Source organism: Actinocorallia sp. A-T 12471, from assembly GCF_033875155.1.
Lineage (GTDB): Bacteria > Actinomycetota > Actinomycetes > Streptosporangiales > Streptosporangiaceae > Actinocorallia.
This window is the reverse complement of record NZ_JAWZTE010000016.1, coordinates 13,044-29,313: the sequence shown is the minus strand read 5'-3', so window position 1 is coordinate 29,313 and position 16,270 is coordinate 13,044. Positions and strand designations below refer to the sequence as shown.

At 70.4% G+C, this 16,270-nt stretch carries 12 protein-coding genes; 10 read left to right on the top strand and 2 right to left on the bottom strand.

Features of this window, described 5'->3' with window-relative positions; all coding sequences use genetic code 11:
• Positions 1–19 precede the first annotated feature (19 nt).
• The 7 genes from R9X44_RS31965 to R9X44_RS31935 all read left to right on the top strand — a co-directional run bounded on the left by R9X44_RS31965 (position 20) and on the right by R9X44_RS31935 (position 9,276).
• Complete coding sequence (locus R9X44_RS31965; protein ID WP_319818087.1) at positions 20–1,219, top strand: peptidoglycan-binding protein; 1,200 nt, start codon at positions 20–22, stop codon at positions 1,217–1,219.
• On the top strand, positions 1,216–1,917 hold the full coding sequence (locus R9X44_RS31960) for an ABC transporter ATP-binding protein (protein ID WP_319818086.1): 702 nt from the start codon (positions 1,216–1,218) through the stop codon (positions 1,915–1,917). Before R9X44_RS31965 ends, R9X44_RS31960 begins: the two co-directional genes overlap by 4 nt.
• Positions 1,914–3,176 (top strand): ABC transporter permease, encoded by a 1,263-nt coding sequence (locus R9X44_RS31955; protein ID WP_319818085.1) that lies wholly within the window; start codon positions 1,914–1,916, stop codon positions 3,174–3,176. The genes R9X44_RS31960 and R9X44_RS31955 overlap by 4 nt, the downstream gene beginning before the upstream one ends.
• A gap of 505 nt (positions 3,177–3,681) precedes the next feature.
• On the top strand, positions 3,682–4,233 hold the full coding sequence (locus R9X44_RS31950; RefSeq protein ID WP_319818084.1) for a peroxiredoxin: 552 nt from the start codon (positions 3,682–3,684) through the stop codon (positions 4,231–4,233).
• The gene (locus R9X44_RS31945; RefSeq protein ID WP_319818083.1) at positions 4,233–4,769 is read left to right on the top strand and encodes a carboxymuconolactone decarboxylase family protein; all 537 of its coding nucleotides are present in this window, start codon (positions 4,233–4,235) and stop codon (positions 4,767–4,769) included. Before R9X44_RS31950 ends, R9X44_RS31945 begins: the two co-directional genes overlap by 1 nt.
• 628 nt (positions 4,770–5,397) lie before the next feature.
• Positions 5,398–5,889 (top strand): hypothetical protein, encoded by a 492-nt coding sequence (locus R9X44_RS31940; RefSeq protein WP_319818082.1) that lies wholly within the window; start codon positions 5,398–5,400, stop codon positions 5,887–5,889.
• Positions 5,890–8,598: 2,709 nt separating this feature from the next.
• Complete coding sequence (locus R9X44_RS31935) at positions 8,599–9,276, top strand: DedA family protein (protein ID WP_319818081.1); 678 nt, start codon at positions 8,599–8,601, stop codon at positions 9,274–9,276.
• Positions 9,277–9,391: 115 nt separating this feature from the next.
• Here R9X44_RS31935 and R9X44_RS31930 read toward each other — a convergent pair whose 3' ends face one another.
• The gene (locus R9X44_RS31930) at positions 9,392–10,411 is read right to left on the bottom strand and encodes a zinc metalloprotease (RefSeq protein WP_319818080.1); all 1,020 of its coding nucleotides are present in this window, start codon (positions 10,409–10,411) and stop codon (positions 9,392–9,394) included.
• A 234-nt stretch (positions 10,412–10,645) separates the two neighbouring features.
• Here R9X44_RS31930 and guaA point away from each other — a divergent pair, with 234 nt between their 5' ends.
• The gene (gene guaA / locus R9X44_RS31925; RefSeq protein WP_319818079.1) at positions 10,646–12,223 is read left to right on the top strand and encodes a glutamine-hydrolyzing GMP synthase; all 1,578 of its coding nucleotides are present in this window, start codon (positions 10,646–10,648) and stop codon (positions 12,221–12,223) included.
• Here the strand turns inward: guaA and R9X44_RS31920 are convergent.
• Complete coding sequence (locus tag R9X44_RS31920) at positions 12,207–12,779, bottom strand: TetR family transcriptional regulator (RefSeq protein WP_319818078.1); 573 nt, start codon at positions 12,777–12,779, stop codon at positions 12,207–12,209. The genes guaA and R9X44_RS31920 overlap by 17 nt on opposite strands.
• A gap of 184 nt (positions 12,780–12,963) precedes the next feature.
• Between R9X44_RS31920 and R9X44_RS31915 the strand changes: the two genes are divergently transcribed.
• Both R9X44_RS31915 and R9X44_RS31910 read left to right on the top strand, forming a co-directional pair.
• Positions 12,964–14,526 (top strand): succinic semialdehyde dehydrogenase, encoded by a 1,563-nt coding sequence (locus R9X44_RS31915; RefSeq protein ID WP_319818077.1) that lies wholly within the window; start codon positions 12,964–12,966, stop codon positions 14,524–14,526.
• 11 nt (positions 14,527–14,537) lie between these two features.
• Positions 14,538–16,268: a GMC family oxidoreductase gene (locus tag R9X44_RS31910; RefSeq protein ID WP_319818076.1), complete on the top strand. Its 1,731-nt coding sequence runs from the start codon at positions 14,538–14,540 to the stop codon at positions 16,266–16,268.
• The last annotated feature ends 2 nt before the right edge of the window (positions 16,269–16,270 follow it).

The following is a 16,270-nucleotide window of genomic DNA, read 5'->3' as shown; positions in this document are numbered from 1 at the left end:
CCCGACGAACATGGCGGAGATGGACGAGAACCCCGGCGGCGCGCCGCGCGCCGCGAAGACGACCGCGGTGCGCACCGCCCGGAGAAGGCGGTGGCTGCTGGGCGGGGTCGCGCTGGCCGTCGCGGTGTCGGGGGCGGGGCTGGGGGCCTCGTCGCTGATCAAGTCGCCGCAGCAGGTGGCGGCGGAGGCGGGGCCGCCCGAGGCGTCGGTGATCACGGTGGCGGTGGAGAAGCGGCGGCTCACCCAGCGGGTCGTGGCGCGCGGGATCGTGACGCCGACCAGGGCCGTCGAGGTGGTGCCGGTGGCGTCGGGCGGGGCTGGGAAGCTCGTCGTGTCGAAGCCGCCGCTGAAGGTCGGGGCGCGGGTGCGGGCGGGGGACGTGGTGTCCGTCGTGTCCGGGCGGCCGATCGTCGCTCTGCCGGGGAAGGTGCCTGCCTACCGGGATCTGCGGGACGGGATGAAGGGCGACGACGTCCTTCAGGTCCAGCGGGCGCTCGCGGGAATCGGATACGGCGTCTCCGACACACCCGGCGTGTACGGACCTTCCACGCAGGCGGCGGTGAAGCGCCTGTATGAGGACAGAGGGTTCGATCCCATTCAGGAGAAGCGCGCGACGCCGGCGCCGGCCGGCCCGGGTGAGCCGGCCAAGCCCCGCAGAACAACCGTGCTGCCCTCCGGCGAGGTGTTGTTCGTGCCGGTGTTCCCGGCGCGGGTCACGAAGGTGAAGGCGCGGCTCGGGGCCGTGGTGGAGGGGCCCGTGCTGATCCTGGCCGCCGGGAATCTGCGGGTGGACGGGCTGCTGAGCCCGTCCGACCGCAAGCTCGTCCGCAAGGGCGACAAGGCGATCATCATGGACGAGATGACCGGGAAGGAGCATCCGGGGCGCGTCGTGTCGATCGGCGCCTTCACCTCGGGTGACGACGGCCAGGGCCATCCCCTCGGCGTCAGGCCGACCGGGGACCTCCCCGACGCCCTGTCCGGCCTCGACGTGCGGCTGACGATCGAGTCGGCCTCCACCGAAGGGAAGGTCCTCGCCGTCCCCCTGTCGGCGATCTTCGCGACGGCCGACGGTTCCACGCGGGTCGTGCGGATGACGTCCGACGGCAGCGGGGAGCGCGTCGAGGTGACGACGGGGGCGCAGGCCGACGGGTTCGTCGAGGTGTCCGGCGACCTCGCCGAAGGGGATCTCGTCGTCGTCTCCGAGGAAGCCGCGCCGTGATCCCGACGCTCGCCGGGCCGCCCGTCATCGAGTTCGACGGCGTCGGCCTGACCTATCCCGGCCCGCCGCCTGTGCCGGCACTGCACCCGGCGCGGCTGCGCGTCTCGCGCGGCGAGTTCGTCACCGTGGTCGGGCCGTCCGGCTCGGGGAAGTCGACCTTCCTCAATGTGACGGGCCTGCTCGACCGGCCGACCGAGGGCGTCTACCGGCTTGACGGCATCGACACCGCGGCCCTGGGCGAGGCCGACCGGACCGCGCTGCGGGGCCGCAGGATCGGGTTCGTGTTCCAGTCGTTCCATCTGCTGCCCCAGCGCACCGCCGTGGAGAACGTGATGCTCGCGCAGGTGTACACGGGGGTTCCGCGCCGGCGGAGGCGGGCGCTCGCGGTCGAGGCCCTTGAACGCGTCGGCCTGGCGCGGCGCATGGAGGCGGCGGCGTCTCGGATGTCGGGCGGAGAGCGTCAACGCGTGGCGATAGCGCGCGCGCTGGTGGGCGAGCCGAGCCTGCTGCTGTGCGACGAGCCGACCGGCAACCTCGACTCGGGCACCGCCGAGCGCGTCCTCGGGCTCTTGGAGGACCTGCACGCCTCGGGTATGACCCTTGTCGTGGTCACCCACGATCCAGGGGTGGCCGCGCGCGGCGCGCGCTCGGTCGTGATCCGCGACGGCCGGCTCACCGAGGGGCTGACGGGCGCATGAGGCGCGCTCCGTTCCGTGCGGGCCGCCGCCCGCGTCCGGTGGAGCCGACGGTGTTCGGGCTCCGTGATCTGCTCGACGAGGCGCTCGCCGCGATGCTGGCCCGTCCCGGCCGGGCCGCGCTGACGGTGCTGGGCACGCTGCTGGGCGTCGCCGCGTTCGTCGCCGTCCTCGGCCTGACGGCGACGGCGTCGGGCCAGATCTCGGCGCGGTTCACCGCCCTGTCGGCGACCGAGGTCCTCGTCGAGGACGCGCCCGAGGATCCGGCGACCGCCGACGAGCCGTATCCGGCTGACGCCGAGGCCCGGCTGACGAGGCTCAACGGCGTCCGGGCGGCCGGCCTGTTCTGGCAGCCGTCCACGGGCGACGAGACGCCTCTGGTGTACGCCCGCCCGCCCGGCCTCGGCGACCCGGGCGAGCAGTTGACGGTGACCGCGGCCTCCCCCGGTTATCTCGACGCCGTGCACGCCGCCTTCCGGGCGGGTCGCGGCTTCGACTCCTGGCATGAGAAGACCGGTGCGCGCGTGGCGGTCCTGGGGCGGGCGGCCGCGGCCCGGCTCGGCATCACGCGCGTCGAAGAGCAGCCCGCGGTCTTCGTGGGCGACACGGCCTTCACCGTCATCGGCGTGATCGACGACGTGGAGCGGCACGCCGAGACACTGCTGTCCGTCCTCGTCCCGGCGAACACCGCCTCGGCGCTGTGGGGGGCGCCGGAGACGGCGGGCGGCATGGCGCCCAAACTGCTCATCGACACCGAGCTCGGGGCGGCCCGGCTCATCGGAGACCAGGCGCCCCTGGCGTTGCGCCCTGACCAGCCGGGCCGTTTCAAGGTGACGGTTCCGCCCGACCCCAAAGAGCTCAAGACCGGGGTGAACGCCGATCTCGGCACGCTGTTCCTCGCCCTGGCCGCCATCTGCCTTCTCATCGGCGCGGTCGGCATCGCCAACACGACCCTGGTCGCCGTCCTGGAGCGCACAGGCGAGATCGGCCTCCGCCGCGCGCTTGGCGCCCGGGGACGTCACATCGCCGCCCAGTTCCTCGCGGAGTCCGCGTTCCTCGGGCTGCTGGGCGGCCTCACCGGCGCCTCCCTGGGCGTCGTGGCCGTCGTCGCCACCGCGGTCGCCCAGCGGTGGACGCCAGTCCTGGAGCCGCTGACCGTTCTGCCCGCCCCCCTCATCGGCGCGCTCACGGGCCTGGTCGCCGGCCTCTACCCGGCCTGGCGCGCCACCCGCATCGAACCCGTTGAGGCGCTCCGCCGCTGACCCGCACCCCCGGACCCGCCCCGGCGAGGGGACGGCCCGCGGCGCGGACCCAAACGGCGGCCGGCCACCGCTGATGCGGCGCTGGGGGAGGAGGTGGTGGTCGGGGTGGACGGGGAGGCCGGACGCCTCGACGGGCTCGTCGAGTACTACCGCCGCGTCGCCGGCGAGCACCCGGACTGGGCCGACTACCGGGCCGCGATGGTCCGCCAGGCACACCTCCTACCTGCACAGGCACCTCGGCCATGCCACCGAACACGCACCTGGTATCGACCCGATCGGCCCTTTGGCGTATGTTGGGGACCTCTCGTAGTGATCTGTGCCACCTTTGCGCCGACCCCGGCGCGTTGATAGATCCTGACTATCAACAACACGGGGTTTTCTCGATTTCTCTTGTCAATGATCGTCGGGCAGCCTTGTCCCGTCTGCATCGGCCATTAGGTCGGTGCTTCCTCAGGCTTCCCACCGACTCAAGGTGGGCTCGCGATCACAGAGTGGAGTTGAGCCAGTGCTCTCCATCGGCGACAAGTTCCCCGAGTTCTCCCTGACGGCCTGCGTCTCCCTCGACGCGGACAACGCCTTCAAGACCATCACGCGTGACACCTACGAGGGTTGGAAAGTGGTGTTCTTCTGGCCGAAGGACTTCACCTTCGTCTGTCCCACCGAGATCGCCGAGTTCGGCCGTCTCAACGAGGAGTTCGCCGACCGCGACGCCCAGGTGCTCGGCGCGTCCGTCGACAACGAGTTCGTGCACTACAACTGGCGCAAGAACCACCCCGACCTCACCGACCTGCCCTTCCCGATGCTCTCGGACCTCAACCGCGAGCTCGCCTCGGCGCTCGGCATCCTCACCAAGGACGGCGTCGCCCAGCGCGCCACCTTCATCGTGGACCCCGACAACGAGATCCAGTTCGTCATGGTCACCGCGGGCTCCGTCGGCCGGAACGTCAAGGAGGTCCTGCGGGTCCTCGACGCGCTGCAGTCCGACGAGCTGTGCCCCTGCAACTGGAACAAGGGCGAGAGCACCCTCGACGTCAACAAGCTGCTCGCGGGCGCCTGATGAGCATCGACGACCTCAAGTCGGCTCTCCCATCCTACGCCAAGGACATCAAGCTCAACCTGGGTTCGGTGACCACGACCTCCCAGCTGACCGAGCAGCAGCTCTGGGGCACCGTCCTGGCCTGCGCGCTGGCGACCAAGAGCGCGCGGGTCATCTCCGCGGTCTCGGCCGAGGCGGGCGACTACCTCAGCGCCGAGGCGTTCGAGGCGGCCAAGGGCGCCGCCGCGATCATGGCGATGAACAACGTCTACTACCGGGCGACGCACCTCATCGGCGACGAGACCTACGCGACCCTCCCCGCGAAGCTGCGCATGAGCATCATCGCCAAGCCGGGCGTCGACAAGGTCGACTTCGAGCTGTGGTGCCTCGCGGTCTCGGCCATCAACGGCTGCGGCCGCTGCCTCGAGTCCCACGAGAAGGTCCTGCGCGACGGCGGCCTGTCCCGTGAGCTCATCCAGGAGGCCCTGCGCATCGCCGCCGTGGTGAACGCCACGGCCGCCGTGCTGGAGTCCGAGTCGGCCCTCACCCCCGCCTGACGACCCCGCACCCTGAGCCTCCGAAGGCCCCCACCGCAACCCGCGGCGGGGGCCTTCGTCATGAAACGCCCGAAACGCCGAAACCACTGGTCAGCGAACCGAAAGAAGTTATCCACAGATCCGGCCGCCCCCCGTTCCGACGGCCGCACACCGGCCACAATCGCGTCATGAAAACAACACGTGAACCCACACGACGCACCCCCACCGAACTCACCCCACCCACCACACCACCCCAGACCATCCCGCCGAAACACCGCCCCAACACCCCCTCGAACACCTCCCCGCCCCGGCACCGGGCCCCCAACGCCCCACCCTCCGGGCAGCACCCGAAACGCCGCCCGGGAAGGCCCTCACCCCCGCCGCAAAACTGCCGCCCACCCCGCCACACAAGCCACCCAAACCCACCACCAACCCCCTCCCATCACCCACCAGAAATCCCCCTGACCCCCACCTCCCAGCCGAACTGTCCGGACGAACCTGCCCGGGGGGATCTGTTCGGGGAGCGCGTCCGGGCAGGTGGGGACGGGGGTCCCATGCAGGCAGGACACCTCTGCGGCGAAGGTGGGAGGTATCACCAGGACTCCCAGATCACTGGGATTGAAGATCATCGGGCTTTGCAGGAGGGCGCGTGGACGAGATCAGCCGATGGGCCGAACGCACGATGCGGGGCCGTCCGGTTCCAGAGGATCTGATCCTGCTCGCCCGCATCCAGGCCGACCGTTCCCCCGACGCCGACTTCGAGTCCGACCCCCTCCACGCCATGGAGGTCACCGTCCTCACCCCCGACCACGCCGCCCAGATCCCGCCGGAAGCCGCCGCCCACCCCCACTTCGCCCCGATCCTCACCCTCCCCAACGGCCACACCCTCGGCTACTGGCTCCCACCCACCGCAACCCCTCCCCCCACCCCCCAAATCGCCGCCCTGACCGACACCGGAACCCTCTACACCCCACCCCGAGGCACAACCCTCACCGAATCCCTCGCCATCGAACTCACCCCCCACCCCGCCGCCTTCCGCCACCTGGCCCGCCGCCTCTCCACCTCCGGCCTCCCCCTAACCGCCCACCACCCCTCCCAACTCCCCACACCCCACCCCAACCCCCACCCCAAAGCCGCCTAACCCCACCCAAAAAGCCCCCAACCCCAACCCACACCCAAGCCCAAGGCCCCCGACCCCAACCACGCCCGGCCCTCAGAACCCCGGCCCAAACACACCCCGACCCCTCAGCGACCGCGCCCAAACACCGACCAGCCCCAACAGCAACCGGCCCGAGACCCTGAGGACTTTCGCAGCCAGGGATGCCGCCGCCAAAGGGGGCCATCGCGCATGCTGTGCAGCGCACAGGGCACCCACCACCCCTACCCACCAGACTCAAGCGCATCCACCCAAAGGCCACCACCCCCACCAGCGCCCCGCCCCAACCGCCACCGCGTCCAACAGCGCCCCGCCCCAACGGCCACCGCGCCCGACGACGACCACGTCCGACGATGACCAGGCACGAGGGCAGCCGACCCAATGGCGACCGGGCCGAGCGCGTCCGGCTTCGACGGTGACCGAGCTGAGGGCCGCTGGGTCGAACGCCGCCCGAGCCAAGCAAGACCCGGCCGAACACCGGCCGGGCCCAACGACCACCGAGTCCAACGCGACTGGGGCTGAGGGCTATCGGCCCAACGCGAGCGGGCCCAAGCGCTACCCGCCCGATGGCGACCGGAACCAGGCGCGGCCCGGGCCCGACGGCGACCCAGTTTGAGAGGGGTCCCGGTTGAGGCGGCGGACCGGAACGCGCGCCCTTCACGCGGGCGTGGCTAGCCGGGACGCTCTGAGGACGTCGCGACCGGACCCAAGCGAGGCCGGGCTTGAGGGCAACTGCGTCCGACGGCGACGGCCAACCCAACGGCGACCGAACTCGAACGCGTCCGCGTCCGCGGGTTACTAGGCATGAGGGCGGCCGACCCGACGACGACCGGGGCCGACGGTGACCGGGCCTAAGGGCCATTGGCCCGAACGCCACCGGAGACAAGCGTGACCTGGGCCGGTGGCGGGCGGGCCCAACGACCACCGGGGCGAAACGCGACTGGGGCTGAGGGCTACCGGCCCAATGCGAGCAGGCCAAGCGTGGCCCGGCCTGATGGTGACCGGGGCCAGCGCGGCTGGGCCCGATGGGGACCCGGTCTGAGGGGACCCGGTCTGAGGGGGCTGATCGGGAAACGTGTGTGCTTCACGCGGGCGTGGCGAGTCGGGGTGCTCTGAGGGCGTCGCGGCCGGAGCCAAACGCGTCCGGGCCCGACGGCGGCCGCGTCCGATGGCGGCCGCGTCCGATGGCGATCAGGCATGAAAGCGGCCGACCCGACGGCGACCGGACCTGAGGGCCGCCGGGCCCAAACGCCGCCAGCCCGGCCCAAGCACGACCCTGCCCGACAGCGGGCGGGTCACAAGGACCGGGCCCGGCAGCGACCGGTCTGAGGTCTGCCGGCTCAACACGCCTGGACTTGAGCGCGTCCGGTCACTACAGCGACCGACCCGACGATGATCGCGCGGAAGGCGACCGCGCCCGACAGCTACCAGGCACTAGAGTGGCCAACCCGATGGCGACCGGGCCCGAACGTGTCCGGGTTCGATGGTGACCGAGCTGAGGGCCGTTGGGCCCGAACGCCGCCGGAGCCAAGCACGACCCGGCCGGGTCCGACGGCCATCGGGCCCGAATGTGACTGGGGCTGAGGGCTGCCGGGTCGACGTGAGCGGGCCCAGGCGCGATCTGGACCGATGGTGACCGGGGCTGAGCGCGGCTGGGCCCGACGGCGGCCCGGTCTGAGGGAGACCCGGCCTGGGGGACCCGGCCTGGGGGCGACCCGGCCTGAGGACCCGGCCTGAGGGGGCTGATCGGGAAATGTGTGGGCTTTACGTGGGAGTGGGTAGTTGGGGTGTTCTGAGGGTGTTGCGGTTGGGGGCGCTGTCGTTGAGGGGGTGTTGGGGGTGTTGTGCGGGGTCGTGGGTTGGGGTGGGTGGGGGTGGGGCTGTCGCGTGTTGGTTGTGTGTGTCCGCTGGGTGGCGGGTGGGTGGGTGCGATCCGTAGGTAGGGGCGTTGGGTTGGGGTGGGTGGGGGTGGGGGCGTCGCGGGTTGGGTTGCTTGTGGCTGGCGGGGTTGGGCGCGGGTGGGGATGCGACGGGGCGGGCGGGGGTGGTGGCGTGTGGGAGGACAGCGGGGTCGGCGGGTTGTCCGGGTTTGGCTGGGGGCGGCGCGTGCTGGTTGGTGCGTGCCGGGCGGGCGTGGGTGGTGGAGCGTGGGTGGGAGTCGGGATGGGTGGGAGGGCGTCGCGTGCTGGTTGGTTTGTGCTGGGCGGGTGACGGGATGGACGGGGGCCGTCGCGTGCTGTCTCGTGCGTGCTGTTTTGTGCGTGCTGTCTTGTCTGTGCTGTGCTGGGTGGCTGTGCTGGGTGGCTGTGCTGGGTGGGTGGGTGGCGTGGGTGGAGGCGTCGTGGGGTGGGGTGGGGTGGGGTCGTGTTGGGGTGGGGTTGTGTGTGGGGGTGTTGGGGTGAAGGCTTTGGCTTGGGGAGTGCGGGCGGGGCTGTCGCGGGGGGTGGGGTGAGGGGCTGTCGTGGGGGGTGGGTGGGGGCGGGGGCGTTGGAGTGGGGAGGTCTTGGTTTGTGGGGGGGTGTTGGGTTGTGGGGGGTGTTGGGTTGGGGGGTGGGTGGAGGGGTGGGGGGAAGGGGGGTGGAGGGGGAAGATCCTTATGTTGGACTGAGGTGGGGGGGAGCATCATGGGAGGATGGGGGTGGGGCGCGTTACGCCCGGGTCAGCCGCTTTTTCACATGTCTAGGAGTCCCGCGTATGCAGCTGTCGATTGTCGTCGCCCAGGCTGACGTTCCGGCGGACGGGATCGCGGGATGGGCGACCGACCTGATCGAGAAGGTCGGCGGGCCGGGGGCCGGGTTGCTGATCGCCCTGGAGAACCTGTTCCCGCCGCTGCCCAGCGAGGTGATCCTCCCGCTGACGGGGTTCACCGCGGGACAGGGCAAGATCACCCTGTTCGAGGCGCTGTTCTGGACGACGCTCGGCGCGGTCGTCGGCGCGTTCGCGCTGTACTGGATCGGCAGGCTGATCGGCCGTGAGCGCATGTACTGGGTGTGGGAGCGGATGCCGCTCGTGAAGGTCTCGGACCTGGAGAAGACCGAGGCTTGGTTCGTGAAGCACGGCACGAAGGCCGTGTTCTTCGGACGGATGGTGCCGATCTTCCGGAGCCTGATCTCGGTTCCCGCGGGCGTCGAGAAGATGCCGATGCACACGTTCCTGCTGCTGACGACGTTCGGCAGCCTCATCTGGAACACGATCCTCGTGATGGCCGGCTACTGGCTCGGCGACCAGTGGCACATCGTGGAGACCTACGTCGGCGTCCTGTCGAAGATCGTGCTCGTGGTCGTGGTGGTCGCGGTCCTGGTCTACGTCGTCGCGCGGTTCCGCGGCCGGGGCGGCAACGGCGCGTCGACCGCCAAGCACCGCGCCTCCTGACGAAGCGAGACGCGCCAAAACGCCGAACGCCCGGGTCCCCCCGCGAAGGGGGCCCGGGCGTTCCGCTGTCCGACGGCCTCACGAATCCGACGGCCTCACAAGGCCGTGTCAGCGGCTACTTCTTCTTGGGCGCGCGGTACTTCTTCCAGATGGCCCGGACGCGGTCGTGCTGACCCTTGGTGAACTCGGTCATGCACGCGTCGGTCCCGTAGTCCATGTAGTTGTGGATCGGGTCGATGCCCTCGGTCGGGCAGGTGTCGGGGTTGGCGTCGACCGGGCATCCGGCCGTCGGCTCGCCCTGGTCCGGGGTGTCGGCGACGCGGTCGCCGGCGACGCACCCGCTCTGGTACGGGTAGTCACGGCCGAAGGTGTGGTACAGCCCGAGCCAGTGGCCGACCTCGTGCACTGCGGTGTTGCCGAGGTTGTAGCCCTGGAACGCGCCGCCGGGCAGGGTCTTGTAGTGCAGGACCGTGCCGTCGAGCTTGGGCGACTTCTTGGCCTCCCACGGGAAGCGCGCCCAGCCGAGGAGCTCGTTGCCGAGGTCGGCGGTGTAGATGTTCAGTGACGCCTTGCCGCCCTTGTGCAGCTTGCGCTTGTAGGTGGTCTCGTACTTGAGGGCGTTCTTGAACCAGGTGCCCTTGTTGGTGTACGTGATCTTCTTGACAAAGAAGTTGATCTTCAGATTGTGGCCCGCGACGCCGCCCTTGTACGCCTTGTCAAGGACCGCGATCTGGGAGTTGACCTGCTTCTTGGTCAGCTTCCCCTTCTTCCCGTAGTGGATCACGTGGAAGTAGACGGGGATGTGCAGCCACTTGGTGGCGCGCTGCGACGTGGAACGCGACAGCAGGTCCTGCTTGGTCAGCTCGAATTGGATCGCGGCCTCGACCTTGGGGTCGATCGAGCTGTGCGGCTCGACGGACTTCGACCCGTTCACGACGCGGGCGACGCTCGCCTCATCGGCGTGGTCGTGGTCGTGGTCGTCGGCGTGCGCGACCGGCGCGACGACGGACGTCGCACACTCCTCGGCCACGGCGGGCGCGGGCGAGGCGAGTGCGGTGCCGGTCGCGAGCTGCGGAACGGAGGCGGTCGCCGCGACGGTCAGGCCGAGTACGACCAGCTTCCCTACGCTCTTCACTTGGCTCCTCGGGGGGGTCGGGGTCGGGGGTTGGATCAGGGGGGATGCAAATCTACAAGACGCCTCCGTCACTATGCCGTGATTACTGATACGAACTCAGTGATTACTGACATGAAGCCAGTGATTCCCGACATAGGGCGGAGACCCCGCTGCTCAGTTGCCCGCACTCTGCGTTCACCCAGCGTGCGGGGCATCTAGAATTAGTTGACTCCGCTTTCCCGCGAAAGGTTCTCCGTGCCCGCCACCAACACAGTGTCCGCCACCGAACAGTCGTTCGACACTGTCCTCGTCGTCGACTTCGGCGCGCAGTACGCCCAGTTGATCGCGCGGCGCGTCCGCGAGTGCCACGTGTACAGCGAGATCGTCCCGTCGACGATGCCGGTCAGCGAGATGCTGGCCAAGAAGCCGAAGGCCATCATCCTGTCCGGCGGCCCGTCCTCGGTGTACGAGCCGGGCGCGCCCGCCGCGCCCGAGGGCCTGTTCACCACGGGCGTGCCGGTCTTCGGCATCTGCTACGGCTTCCAGGTGATGGCGCAGACGCTGGGCGGGATCGTCGAGCGCACCGACGTGGCCGAGTACGGCCGCACCGACCTCGACGTGATCGAAGGCGGCTCCCTCCTTGAGGGCCTTCCGCTCGCGCAGAAGGTGTGGATGTCGCACGGGACGTACGCGTCCAAGGCGCCCGAGGGCTTCACCGTCACCGCCACCACGTCGGTCACGCCGATCGCCGCGTTCGAGAACCCCGAGGCCGGCCTGTACGGCGTCCAGTTCCACCCCGAGGTCATGCACACCGAGCACGGCCAGACGGTCATGCGCCGCTTCCTCGAGCTCGCGGGCGTCCGCCCGAACTGGACGATGGTGAACATCGCCGAGGAGTCGATCGAGGCGATCCGCCGCCAGGTCGGCGACAAGCGCGCTATCTGTGGCCTGTCCGGCGGCGTCGACTCCGCGGTCGCGGCGGCGCTGGTGCAGCGCGCGATCGGCGACAAGCTCACCTGCGTGTACGTCGACCACGGGCTGATGCGCAAGGGCGAGTCCGAGCAGGTCGAGAAGGACTTCGTCGCCGCCACCGGCGTCGACCTGCGCGTCGTGGACGCCGAGGAGCGCTTCCTGTCCGCGCTCGCGGGCGTCAGCGACCCCGAGGAGAAGCGCAAGATCATCGGACGCGAGTTCATCCGCGTCTTCGAGGCAGCGGCCCGCGAGATCTCCGCCGACGGCGACGTCGAGTTCCTGGTCCAGGGCACCCTGTACCCCGACGTCGTGGAGTCCGGCGGCGGCACGGGCACCGCGAACATCAAGTCGCACCACAACGTCGGCGGCCTGCCCGACGACCTCGAGTTCTCCCTGGTCGAGCCGCTGCGCGCGCTGTTCAAGGACGAGGTCCGCGCGCTCGGCGAGCAGCTCGGCCTGCCCGGCGAGATCGTCTGGCGGCAGCCGTTCCCCGGCCCGGGCCTCGGCATCCGGATCATCGGCGAGGTCACCCGCGAGCGGCTGGACCTGCTGCGCGAGGCCGACGCGATCGCCCGCGAGGAGCTGACCCGCGCGGGGCTCGACCGCGACGTCTGGCAGTTCCCGGTGGTGCTGCTCGCCGACGTCCGCTCGGTGGGCGTGCAGGGCGACGGCCGCACCTACGGCCACCCCGTCGTGCTGCGCCCGGTCAGCAGCGAGGACGCCATGACCGCCGACTGGTCGCGCCTGCCGTACGACCTGCTCGAGCGGATCTCCACCCGGATCACCAACGAGGTGCGCGAGGTGAACCGGGTGGTGCTCGACGTCACCAGCAAGCCGCCCGGCACTATCGAGTGGGAGTAGTCCCGCCCTTCAGCACGAGGTCCATGCCGCTGCGGTAGACCTCGGCCGGCACCCGGTCGGGGTCGAGCAGGTGTTGCAGCGCGAGGCCCATCTCCATGGCCATCGCGTGCGTGGCGCGGCTTGCCGCGGCTTCGGCGTCGGCGTCGGCCGCGTCCTCCGGCGTGATCCTGCGGGCGATCTCGCGGCGCTGCTCCTCGGCCCATTCTGCGAGCCGCCAGCCGGCCGCGCCGTCGCGCATGCCGTAGAGCCAGAACTCCACGAGGAGCTGGGCGAGGAGCCTGTCGTCCTCGGACGCGTCGACCCAGCGGCCGTGCAGCCGCGGCGCGTGCGACGCGCAGCGTTCCATGAGCGCGATGACGAGGTCAGGCTTGCCCGCGAAGTTGGAGTAGACGGCGCCCTTGGTGAGGCCCGCGGTGTGCGCGACGTCGTCGAGCGCCGCCACGTGGATGCCGCGTTCGGCGAACAGTCTCTGCGCCGCGTCAAGCAGGGCCTTGCGCGTCTGGATCCTCCGATCCTGTCGGCCTTTCCGTGGCTTCTGCCCCACCGCACCGGTCATCGCCGCTCCTCCCCAGAAGTCTCACCTTCGAGATACACCGGGAGGGCTTGGTCGTTCCACACTTTACTGATGTGGAACGGTCTAAACCGCTGCGATCATGTGGTCTGACCACAGATGACCGCTTGGCCATTGTTAGTTACTTGCGGGTATCCAAAGCTGGCCACTCGGTCATATGCTGACGTTCATGGCAACCCAGACGGCTTCTCCGAGCCCCCTCTCCGACGCGGCCATCGCCAGGATCACCGCTCTGGTGACCTCGGACGGGGGCAGCACCGTCATCAACGCGCCGTACACCGGCGAGCCCCTGGCCGTGATCCCCACCTCGTCGGCGAAGGACGTGGAGAGCGCCTACGCCAAGGCGCGCGCCGCCCAGCGCGCCTGGGCCGCGCTCAGCCCCGCCGACCGGGCCCGCCCGGTGCTGCGCTTCGTCGACGCCTTCCTCGCCCGCCGCGACGAGATCCTCGACATCCTCCAGTGGGAGACGGGCAAGGCACGCCGCCACGCCTTCGAGGAGTTCCTCGACGTGGCCCTCGGCTCCCTGCACTACGCGCGCAAGGCCCCGAAGCTGCTCGCGGCCAAGCGCCGCCAGGGCGCGTTCCCGCTCATGGTGAAGACGCGTGAGCTGCGCCACCCCAAGGGCGTCGTCGGGATGATCACGCCGTGGAACTACCCGATCAGCATGGGCGTCGGCGACACCGTCCCCGCGCTGCTCGCGGGCAACGCCGTCGTGCACAAGCCGGACACCCAGACGGCGCTCAGCGTGCTGTGGTGCGTCAACCTGATGATCGAGTGCGGCCTCCCGAAGGACCTGTGGCAGGTCGTCCTCGGTGAGCCGGGCGAGATCGGCGACCCGCTCATCGACGCCGCCGACTACGTCTCCTTCACCGGCTCCACCCGCGCCGGACGCGGCATCGCCGAGAAGGCCGCCCCGCGCCTCATCGGCTACTCGCTCGAACTCGGCGGCAAGAACCCGATGATCGTGCTGGAAGACGCCGACCTCAAGCGCGCGGCGCGCGGCGCTATCCGCGCCTGCTTCTCCAACGCCGGCCAGCTGTGCATCTCCATCGAGCGGCTACTGGTCCACGAGAAGGTCTTCGACGCCTTCCTCGCCGAGTTCAAGGCCGAGACCGAGAAGATGAAGCTCGGCTCCGCGCTCGACTTCGAGGCCCAGATGGGCTCCCTCACGCACAAGCGGCAGCTCGACACCGTCTCGGCGCATGTCGAGCAGGCCGTCAAGGCGGGCGCGACGCTCGTCGCGGGCGGCAAGGCGCGGCCCGACCTCGGCCCGCTGTTCTACGAGCCGACGATCCTCACCGACGTCACCACCGACATGGACCTGTGCGCGGGCGAGACCTTCGGCCCCGTCGTCAGCGTCTACAAGTTCGCGACCGAGGAGGAGGCCGTCACCCGCGCCAACGACACCTCCTACGGCCTGAACGCCTCGGTGTGGACCCGGAACCTCGCGCGCGGCCGCAGGGTCGGGTCGCGCATCCAGGCCGGGACCGTCAACGTCAACGAGGGCTACGGCGCTGCGATGGCGTCGCACGACGCGCCGATGGGCGGGATGAAGCAGTCGGGCGTCGGCCGCAGGCACGGCGCGGAAGGGCTGCTGCGCTTCACCGAGGCGCAGACCGTCGCCTCCCAGCAGTTCATGGAGCTCGACGCGCCCCCGAACGTCGCCTACCAGACGTACGCCGATCTGCTGACCGGCGCGATCAAGACCCTCAAGCGGTTCCACCTGAAGTGAGAGGCGCGGGAATGGACGACAGCGCGCACAAGGACTACGACGTCCTGGTGATCGGCTCGGGGTTCGGCGGCAGCGTGACCGCGCTCCGGCTCACCGAGAAGGGCTACCGCGTCGGCGTCATCGAGGCGGGCCGCCGGTACGACACGCGCGGCGAGGGCACCGGGGACAGGCCGCTGCCCAAGACGTCATGGCGGCTCGGCTCCTACGTGTGGGCCCCGCCGCTCGGGCTCACCGGCATCCAGCGCATCCACCTCGTGCGCGGCGCGAAGGGCGGCATGGTGACGGTGCTGGCCGGGGCCGGCGTCGGCGGCGGCTCCCTGAACTACGCCAACACCCTGTACGTGCCGCCCGCGCCGTTCTTCGAGGACGCGCAGTGGGGCCACATCACCGACTGGCGTGACGAGCTCGCCCCCTTCTACGACCAGGCACAGCGGATGCTCGGGGTGGTCCAGAACCCCGCGCTCACCCCCGCCGACCGGGTCATGAAGAAGGTCGCGGAGAAGATGGGCAAGGCCGACACCTTCCGGCTGACGCCCGTCGGCGTGTTCTTCGGCAAGCACGGCGGCTCCCGTGAGGCCGACCCGTACTTCGGCGGGGAAGGGCCCGAGCGCGTCGGCTGCACCCAGTGCGGCGAGTGCATGTCGGGGTGCAGGCACGGGTCGAAGAACATGCTCACAGAGAACTACCTGTATCTGGCGGAGAAGGGCGGCGCGCGCATCATGCCGCTGTCCCGGGTGACCGACGTGCGGCCGATCGACGGCGGCTACGCGGTCGACCTCGTCCGGACCGGGACCCCGTTCCGCAACCGGAAGACGCTGACGGCCGAGCACGTCGTCTTCGCCGCCGGGACGTACGGGACGCAGAAGCTGCTGCACAAGCTGAAGGCGTCGTCGCTGCCGAAGCTCTCCGACCGCCTCGGCGTCCTCACCCGGACGAACTCCGAGGCGATCCTCGGCGCGGAGCGTTACAAGTACGCGGGCGAGGACTTCTCCAAGGGCGTCGCGATCACCTCGTCCTTCCACCCGGACGAGCACACCCACATCGAACCCGTCAGGTACGGGCACGGCTCGAACCTCATGGGCATGGTCCGCTCGCTGCTCATCGACGGCGGCGGAAAGCCCCGCTGGCTGAAGTTCCTCGGCGAGGTCGCGCGCCGCCCGTGGGACCTGCTGCGGCTGGCGAACCTGCGGCACTGGTCGGAGCGGACGGTCATCGCGCTCGTCATGCAGACGCGCGACAACTCGATCACCGTCCACGGCCGCAAGGGCCTGTTCGGGTGGGGCGTGCGGGCCGAACCGGGCCACGGCGAGCCGAACCCGACGTGGATTCCGGTCGGGCACGAGGCGGTCAGGCTGATGGCCGAGGAGACCGGCGGGCTGCCCGGCGGCAACTGGGGCGACCTGTTCGACATCCCGCTCACCGCGCACTTCATCGGCGGGTGCGTCATCGGCGACTCGCCCGAGACCGGCGTCATCGACCCTTATCACCGGGTGTACGGCCACCCCGGCCTGCACATCGTCGACGGGTCGACGATCTCGGCGAACCTCGGCGTGAACCCGTCGCTGACGATCACCGCGCAGGCCGAGCGGGCCATGGCACTGTGGCCGAACCGGGGCGAAGGCGACAAACGCCCCGAACTCGCGACGCAGTACCTGCGCCTCACCCCGATCGCGCCGAAGAACCCCCTGGTCCCGGCGACGGCCCCCGCCGCCTACCGCCTCCCGATCGTCGGCATCTCCTAACG

What these genes read in the sequence shown, in the direction of transcription:
- R9X44_RS31910 (WP_319818076.1), top strand. Translation starts at nt 14,538, where the DNA reads ATGGACGACAGCGCGCACAAGGACTACGACGTCCTGGTGATCGGCTCG.
- R9X44_RS31945 (WP_319818083.1), top strand. Translation starts at nt 4,233, where the DNA reads ATGAGCATCGACGACCTCAAGTCGGCTCTCCCATCCTACGCCAAGGAC.
- R9X44_RS31955 (WP_319818085.1), top strand. Translation starts at nt 1,914, where the DNA reads ATGAGGCGCGCTCCGTTCCGTGCGGGCCGCCGCCCGCGTCCGGTGGAG.
- R9X44_RS31920 (WP_319818078.1), bottom strand. Translation starts at nt 12,779, where the DNA reads ATGACCGGTGCGGTGGGGCAGAAGCCACGGAAAGGCCGACAGGATCGG.
- R9X44_RS31965 (WP_319818087.1), top strand. Translation starts at nt 20, where the DNA reads ATGGACGAGAACCCCGGCGGCGCGCCGCGCGCCGCGAAGACGACCGCG.
- R9X44_RS31935 (WP_319818081.1), top strand. Translation starts at nt 8,599, where the DNA reads ATGCAGCTGTCGATTGTCGTCGCCCAGGCTGACGTTCCGGCGGACGGG.
- R9X44_RS31915 (WP_319818077.1), top strand. Translation starts at nt 12,964, where the DNA reads ATGGCAACCCAGACGGCTTCTCCGAGCCCCCTCTCCGACGCGGCCATC.